General features: G+C 58.6%; 5 protein-coding genes. 1 reads left to right on the top strand and 4 read right to left on the bottom strand.

Annotation, left to right across the window (positions count from 1 at the left end):
• From ACESMZ_RS05235 to ACESMZ_RS05220, 4 genes are all read right to left on the bottom strand, one after another.
• The coding region (locus ACESMZ_RS05235; RefSeq protein ID WP_372972310.1) for a DUF1631 domain-containing protein at nucleotides 1-2,159 on the bottom strand (2,159 nt) is incomplete at its 3' end.
• A gap of 234 nt (nucleotides 2,160-2,393) precedes the next feature.
• The gene (locus tag ACESMZ_RS05230) at nucleotides 2,394-2,996 is read right to left on the bottom strand and encodes a Yip1 family protein (RefSeq protein ID WP_372955955.1); all 603 of its coding nucleotides are present in this window, start codon (nucleotides 2,994-2,996) and stop codon (nucleotides 2,394-2,396) included.
• Nucleotides 2,997-3,172: 176 nt separating this feature from the next.
• Nucleotides 3,173-4,462 (bottom strand): HlyC/CorC family transporter, encoded by a 1,290-nt coding sequence (locus tag ACESMZ_RS05225; protein ID WP_372972309.1) that lies wholly within the window; start codon nucleotides 4,460-4,462, stop codon nucleotides 3,173-3,175.
• Between the two features lie 58 nt (nucleotides 4,463-4,520).
• Nucleotides 4,521-5,327 carry an inner membrane protein YpjD gene (locus ACESMZ_RS05220; protein ID WP_372955957.1) on the bottom strand — a complete coding sequence of 269 codons (807 nt, stop codon included), beginning with the start codon at nucleotides 5,325-5,327 and terminating at the stop codon, nucleotides 4,521-4,523.
• Nucleotides 5,328-5,570: 243 nt separating this feature from the next.
• Here ACESMZ_RS05220 and ffh point away from each other — a divergent pair, with 243 nt between their 5' ends.
• Nucleotides 5,571-6,953 carry a signal recognition particle protein gene (ffh, locus tag ACESMZ_RS05215; RefSeq protein ID WP_372955958.1) on the top strand — a complete coding sequence of 461 codons (1,383 nt, stop codon included), beginning with the start codon at nucleotides 5,571-5,573 and terminating at the stop codon, nucleotides 6,951-6,953.
• The last annotated feature ends 114 nt before the right edge of the window (nucleotides 6,954-7,067 follow it).

Below are 7,067 nucleotides of genomic sequence, written 5' to 3'. Positions count from 1 at the left end.
AGTCGGCCGCGGTGCATCTCGTGGGCCAGGTCGATACGGGTCTTCTCGATGACCTTGAGCCCCATGCGGTTAACGAACACGAAGCAGTCCGCTTCATCGATGATGGCGGAGAGCTTGCATCGGAAACTGGAGCCGTTTACCAGACGGAACTCTACCCACTGGCCAATGTTAATGGCATCAATCTTCGGCAGGAACTCGGCAATACCTGCGTCCAGTGGTTCCTCGGAACCCTCGGTGGTACCGGTAACCGGTGGCTCGGCCAGCTCCGGCTCATCCGCTTCGCGGGCCTCGGCCAGCGCCAGATTGCGGAAAGCCTCGGTGAGCTCGTGCTTGAGCTTTGCCATCATGTCGTCAAGACGCGAAGAGTTGTAGGACACCTCCTCGAGCCCGGCACGAAGGGCCTTGAGCAGGCGGGGCACGACCCGTACCCACTGGTCCCGCTCGTCATCATCAAGGTGAGGATGCAGGCACCACACCAGGTCGTCCACCACCCGTACCGACTGGTCCCAGCGGTGCTCCACATCGTCCCGCAGGTAGGCCAGGAACATGACGCGGCTCCAGCCATTCATCAGGATGTCGTGAATGGCGGGTGGTACCGGCCGGCGGGCAAGCCTCTCGCGGAGGACCTGGTCCACAGTCTCCTGGGCCTTCTGGGACTTGATGCGGCCGCGCTCGGACTCGCGGGTTCGCTGCTCCACCAGAGACGCCTTGCGGTTCTCCCGGGTCAGGAACTGGTCGAACTCTTCCCCCAGGGTTTCGAACAGGGTGATGTCGCCGTCAAAGTCGTCAAGAATCCGGGCGACAATGTTATGGATCTGTTCGTAGAGTTTGTCCCGGGATTTCTCGTCGGCGTTGCTCCAGCCAATACCGGCCCGTGCCAGGGAGTTGAGCAACTTGCGGGCTGGGTGATTGGCGCGGCTGAAGAATGACTTGTCCTTGATAACCACCTTCAGGATCGGAATCTGCAGGCGACTGATGAGTACCTGAATCGGTGCCGACAGGTTGTAGTCGTCCAGGATGAATTCGAAAAGCATGGACACGAGGTTGATCAGGTCCTCGTCCATCTCCTGAAGGGCGGGTTGCTTGCCATCGTCTGTCTGCCGGGACTCCAGGATGTGTTCGATCAGATCCCTCAGATCGACGGTCACCGGTTCACCGGCGCTGAGATTGTTCTGGGGAGCACCCTGCCCGGCGGTATTGGCAGAGGCCTGGGAGAGCATCTGAAGCAGTTCGGCTCCTCCCACAATATGGATCTCCGTACCACCATGGTGGCCGCTGTAGTGGCTGGCGCTGTAGCTGCGGTGGCCTCGCTGTTCCGCCAGTAACTGGCGGACCTGTTGGAACAGGGCGTCGTCTTCCCGGACCTGGTAGTTGCCGCCGGATTCTGCCGCCTCACTGCTGCCAGGGGGAACCTGGCCGGTGCCTGCTGTACCCGGGTGCTCCTGCCGGGTCTTGCCCTGGTAGCGGAAGTTCGGCACCACGCCGGCCTGAACGAGGATGCGGTTGGCCTCGTCCATCAGCATGCCAAGGTTGGCGATAACGTAGCGGTCAAACTGCTTGAGGACAATAAGCCGTTCACGGATCTGGATTTCAAAGGTGCCCGCTGCATTGGCGAACGCCCTGCAGATGTGGTCCGGCAGCATCGGGTTGACCGGGCGCTCTTCTGAGGCCTTCGGATAGATCACGGTGAAGCGGGTCTGCAACTGCAGCAGGGGGCCCTGGAAATAGGCCCGGGCCTTGGAAATCATTGCGCTCAGCGCAACCTGCTCTTCCAGCTCATCGTCCTGGACCAGGGAAAGGCTGTCAGCAGAGGCAGAGTCCTGCTGTGATGGCTGGTGCTGGGACTGCTGGTCCGCGTCAGCCAGCGGCGGGTGCTCAAACAGGGATGCGACGGAGTGCTGGAACTGCTTTTCAACACCCTTGCGCTTGATGCGGATCTCCCGCATCGCCTCGAAGTAACGGTTCTGCTCGTTATTGCTGCGGGCATTATTGGCAAGCTCGAACAGGGAGTCGTCCACGGCATCAAAGGCGCCCTGCAGAAGGTCGCCCAGGCCTGCTACCACGGTGTCCCGGATCCGGGATACTTCCGGAGGAACGGAAACCGGCCCCCCTGCACCGGGTCGGTCGTGCAGGTAATGTATGCCGGATTGTCTGTTCATGGCTGACTCCTGATACGCCTCAACCGGATACGTTACCGAGCTTTCTCTTGGTTCATTCGTTATCTGCTTAATCTATCGCAAAATATACCGACGTTACACGATTAATTATTAGTAACAAAGAAACGCTGCCTGGAAAAGCGACAGAAACGCTTCCCGGACAATGCGTTATAGTGCAAAAAGGCCGGTCCTTCTGCGGCCGGCCTTTCACTGCTCACCTTCTGTGGACAAGCGAGTTCAGCTTACATACTGGGGACCGATGCCCATGCTCCAGATAACCACGCTGATGGCGAGCAGGCCAACGAACATCACCAGGCCGACAGTGAGCACCGACGAGGCGAACATGAAGCCACGCTCTTCCGGAATTTTCATCAGGATCGGCAGGCCCTCATAGAGAAGGTAGACCGAGTAGGCAATTGCGGCAATGCCAACCGCCATATTCACCCAGATATTGGGATACACGGCAATCACGCCGAGCAGGAAGATGGGTGTTGCTGTGTAAGCCGCCAGAGTGACGCCCCGGGGGGTAGTTTCCTTCACCTCATAGGTGGCTGCGAAGAAGTCGATGAACTTGCCGATGATGTAGATGCCGGCAAGCATGGCCACGTAGGCTAGGGCACAAAGCTGGAGTGCGCTGCCCGTAGTCAGCTTAATTACCTGGCTGCCCCCGACCTGCCAGCCCACCTGGGTGGTTCCGTAGAAAGCGGCTGCCGCCGGGATCAGCGCCAATATGAAGATGTGGCCGAAATAGAGCTTCGACACGGATTCGGATTCGTTACGAATGGCTTCCCACTCTTCATCCGGGTGGGTCAGCAGACCTACGGTATGTGAAAGGCTCATGGACCTTCTCCTCTTATTGTTGTCAGGCAACTACCCGGGTCTGGGCCCGATTGGTTGCTGGCGCGTCAATGTGTCGCACAGGTTCAGTTTTGGGTAGAGGAGTGGTAGCGGTCAAGAAATCGTTTAAATCATGATCTTGTTAAAAGTCAATTAATAGAACCATTCAGTATATGTCGTCACGAGGAGCGCTTGCGGATAAAGGATTTTTTCCGTGGTGCCGGGTGCACAATGGCCGCTTTTACCACGTTGTCCTTGATTTGGAGCACTTCTGTGCGATAGCCGTGGATCACCAGGCACACATTGGTGTCCGGGATGGATTCCAGTGTTTCGGTGATCAGGCCATTAAGGGTCTTCGGTCCGTCGGTGGGCAGTTTCCAGTGGAGGTTCTTGTTGATGGTCCTCACTGCGGCGCTGCCGTCAATAATAAAGGTGCCGTCATCCTGCGGGATGATATCGGGGCTGGTTTCGGAGTAGTCCGTGGTAAAATCGCCGACGATTTCTTCCAGGATATCTTCCAGTGTGGCAATACCCAGGACGTCGCCGTATTCGTCCACCACGATGCCGAAACGGCGCTTGGCTTTCTGGAAATTGATCAGCTGGGTATTGAGGGGGGTGCTCTCCGGGATGAAGTAGGGTTCCCGTGACAGCTGCATCAGCATGGCCTTGTTGACGTTTTCCTGCATCAGCAGGCGGGAGACGTTGCGCAGGTGCAGGACGCCCTGAATGTTGTTGATGTCTCCCTTGTAGATTGGCAGGCGGGTGTGCTGGCTGTTGCGCAGCTGTCGCATGATGGTTTCGATGTCGTCTTCCAGGTCCACTCCGACAATTTCGTTGCGCGGCACGATAATGTCGTTCACCGTGACCTTTTCCAGGTCAAGAATACTGACCAGCATGTCCTTGTGCTTGGAGGGGATGAGCGCGCCCGCCTCGTTGACGAGCGTGCGCAACTCCTCCCGTGAAAGGTGTTCAGAGTTGGCATCGTCTGCGGAGACCCTGAGCATCTTCAGTATAAGGCCCGTAAACAGGTTAACGGCCCAGACCACCGGGTAAAGGATTTTCAGCAGGGGGCCAAGGACATGGCTGGCGGGGAAGGCGATCTTTTCCGGGAACAGCGCGGCCAGGGTCTTTGGCGTTACCTCGGCGAAAATCAGGATGACAATGGTCAGGGCTACTGTCGCAATGGCAATACCGGCATCGCCCCAGAGCCGAATAGCAATCACCGTGGCTATGGACGAGGCGAGGATGTTGACAAAATTGTTGCCGATCAGGATGACCCCGATCAGCTGATCGGTACGCTGCAACAGGGACTGGGCCCGCCGGGCGCCCCGGTGACCTGTCTTGGCCATATGTTTGAGGCGATACCGGTTGAGGGACATCATCCCGGTTTCGGAGCTGGAGAAAAAAGCCGATAGAACGATCAGGCCGGCAAGCAGAAAGAACAGCGCCGTTAGCGATGCCTCGTTCAAGAGAGGAAGTCCTTGTGTTGCGTATGAAGGGGAAAAATAGGGTCCGGCAGGCCGGGTGTCAACCTGCCCGGTGGAATACCAGTTCCAGCACAAACTTGCTGCCGTAATAGGCGAGGGCCAAAAGGGCGCATCCGGCAAGGGTCCAGCGGCTGGCGGTAATGCCGCGCCAGCCCTGGGTCTGGCGGCCGATCAGCAGAGCCGCGAAAACCGCGAGGGAAATCAGCGAGAATACCGTCTTGTGGGCCAAGTCCTGGGCAAAAAGGTCGCTGACAAAGATGGCTCCGGTCACAATGGCCAGCACCAGCAGGATTACGCCGGCCCATACCAGTTCGAACAACAGCGACTCCATGGTTTGCAGGGGTGGCAGGTTACGGACCAGTGGGCTGTTGTAGTTGTGCTTGAGCTGGCGATTCTGGAAGTAGAGTAACAGGGCCTGGCCGGCAGCCAGCGCGAACAGGCTGTAGGCGGTGACGGACAGGGCAATGTGGGACAGAATGCCCCAGTCATCCCGCTGGATAAAGCGGGGCGGCGCGTGGGTCAGGAGCGCGAACACTACAGTGACGCAGGCCAGCGGGTAGACGCCGAGAAACAGGCTGTCCAGGGGTTTGCGCAGGTTCATGAACAGCAACAGCGCCACCATTAGCAGCGAAATCAGCAGCGAGCTCTGGAAAAAGCCCAGGTTCAAGACGCCATCCTGAAACAGGGTGCGCCATACCAGCAGGCCATGGGCCACCAGGCCCAGGAGGCCGATGATGGTGTGAATCGGTTTGTTGACGCTGATGCGACCTCTGAAGCCCAGTGCCTGAAGGGCGGTGCCAATGCTATAGAGGAACAGGGTGGTTACAGCGAGAATCAGCGTTCCCATGGCATTCCTGGTTGGTGGTTATGTGATAGGGTCCGGGCTTTCGGGTTTTGGCATACCGAAATGACCGGGCTGGTCGTTTCAGCGCGTTAGTCTGGTTATAATGTCGTGATTGTGCAACCGGAATCAACCGGTTTGCGTGCGGCGTCATGTCCCGGCACAACTACGGAATTGCCCGGTCACCCGTGTCCGGCAAACAGGGCGCTGCCGTTTCAGCGATTCATTCTCAGGGCTACGGATACCACCATGTTTGAAAACCTGACAGACCGACTCTCGGGGAGTCTCAGGAAAATTTCCGGCCAGGCCAGGCTGACTGATGACAATATAAAGGAAACCCTGCGGGAAGTTCGCATGGCCCTGCTGGAGGCCGATGTTGCCCTGCCAGTGGTCAAGTCCTTTGTTGAGGGGGTTCGTCAGCGGGCCCTGGGTCAGGAGGTTCAGCGCAGCCTGACACCGGGCCAGGTATTTGTGAAAGTGGTCCAGCAGGAGCTGGAGCAGGTCATGGGGTCCGGCGATGAAAAGCTGAACCTCGCCGTGCGCCCCCCCGCCGTCATCATGATGGCGGGCTTGCAGGGTGCGGGTAAGACCACCACTGTTGCCAAGCTGGCGCGCCTGTTGAGGGAGCGTGAGAAAAAGTCGGTGATGGTGGTCAGTGCCGACATCTACCGGCCCGCCGCCATTCGCCAGCTGGAGACGCTTGCTGGTGAAGTCGGTGTTGAGTTCTTCCCCAGCTCGACAGACCAGGACCCGGTCGCCATTGCCGAGGGCGCCATCGACGCGGCCCGCAAGAAGCATGTGGATGTGGTGATCCTGGATACCGCCGGCCGGCTCCACGTTGACGAGCAGATGATGGGCGAGATCGGCCGCCTCCACAAGGCCGTCAACCCGGCGGAAACCCTGTTCGTGGTGGATGCCATGACCGGCCAGGACGCCGCCAACACTGCCAAGGCCTTCAGTGATGCCCTGCCGCTGACCGGTGTGGTGCTCACCAAGACCGATGGCGATGCCCGCGGCGGTGCCGCGCTGTCTGTACGCCACATTACCGGCAAGCCCATCAAGTTCATGGGTGTGGGCGAGAAATCTGATGCCCTTGAGCCCTTCCACCCGGACCGGGTGGCGTCACGGATCCTCGGTATGGGGGATGTGCTATCCCTGATCGAGGAAGCCGAGCGCAAGCTGGACAAACAGAAGGCGGAAAAGCTCACCAGGAAGATCAAGAAGGGTAAGGGCTTCGATCTTGAGGACTTCCGGGACCAGCTTCAGCAGATGAAGAATATGGGGGGCATGGCCGGTCTGATGGACAAGCTGCCAGGTATGGGGCAGATGGCCCAGATGGCCCAGAGCCAGGTGAACGACAAGACCTTCGGCCAGATGGAAGCCATCATCTGCTCCATGACGCCGAAGGAGCGCCGTTATCCCGATACGATCAACAACTCCCGCAAGCGGCGCATTGCGGCTGGCTCGGGTACCCAGATCCAGGACATCAACCGTCTGCTCAAGCAGCACAAGCAGATGCAGAAGATGATGAAGAAGTTCGGCAAGAAGGGCGGCATGCAGAACATGATGCGGGGAATGAAGGGTATGATGCCGCCGGGCGGAGGGGGAATGCCCCCGTTTGGCCGTATGTAGAAATCGGGACGTGTTGCCTGTTTTCTTTACCGGGGAATTAGCATAGAATAGCGCCCCTTTCGAGTATGGGTCGACGTGCGGCTGCCAAGGCATTCCGCACGCATCGTACAAAGT

This window comes from Marinobacter sp., assembly GCF_041690615.1.
GTDB lineage: Bacteria > Pseudomonadota > Gammaproteobacteria > Pseudomonadales > Oleiphilaceae > Marinobacter.
This window is presented reverse-complemented; position numbering and strand designations above follow the sequence as displayed.

Bases quoted from the DNA above. Each gene is read 5' to 3' on its own strand.
- ACESMZ_RS05230 (WP_372955955.1), bottom strand. From the start codon at position 2,996: ATGAGCCTTTCACATACCGTAGGTCTGCTGACCCACCCGGATGAAGAG.
- ACESMZ_RS05220 (WP_372955957.1), bottom strand. From the start codon at position 5,327: ATGGGAACGCTGATTCTCGCTGTAACCACCCTGTTCCTCTATAGCATT.
- ffh (WP_372955958.1), top strand. From the start codon at position 5,571: ATGTTTGAAAACCTGACAGACCGACTCTCGGGGAGTCTCAGGAAAATT.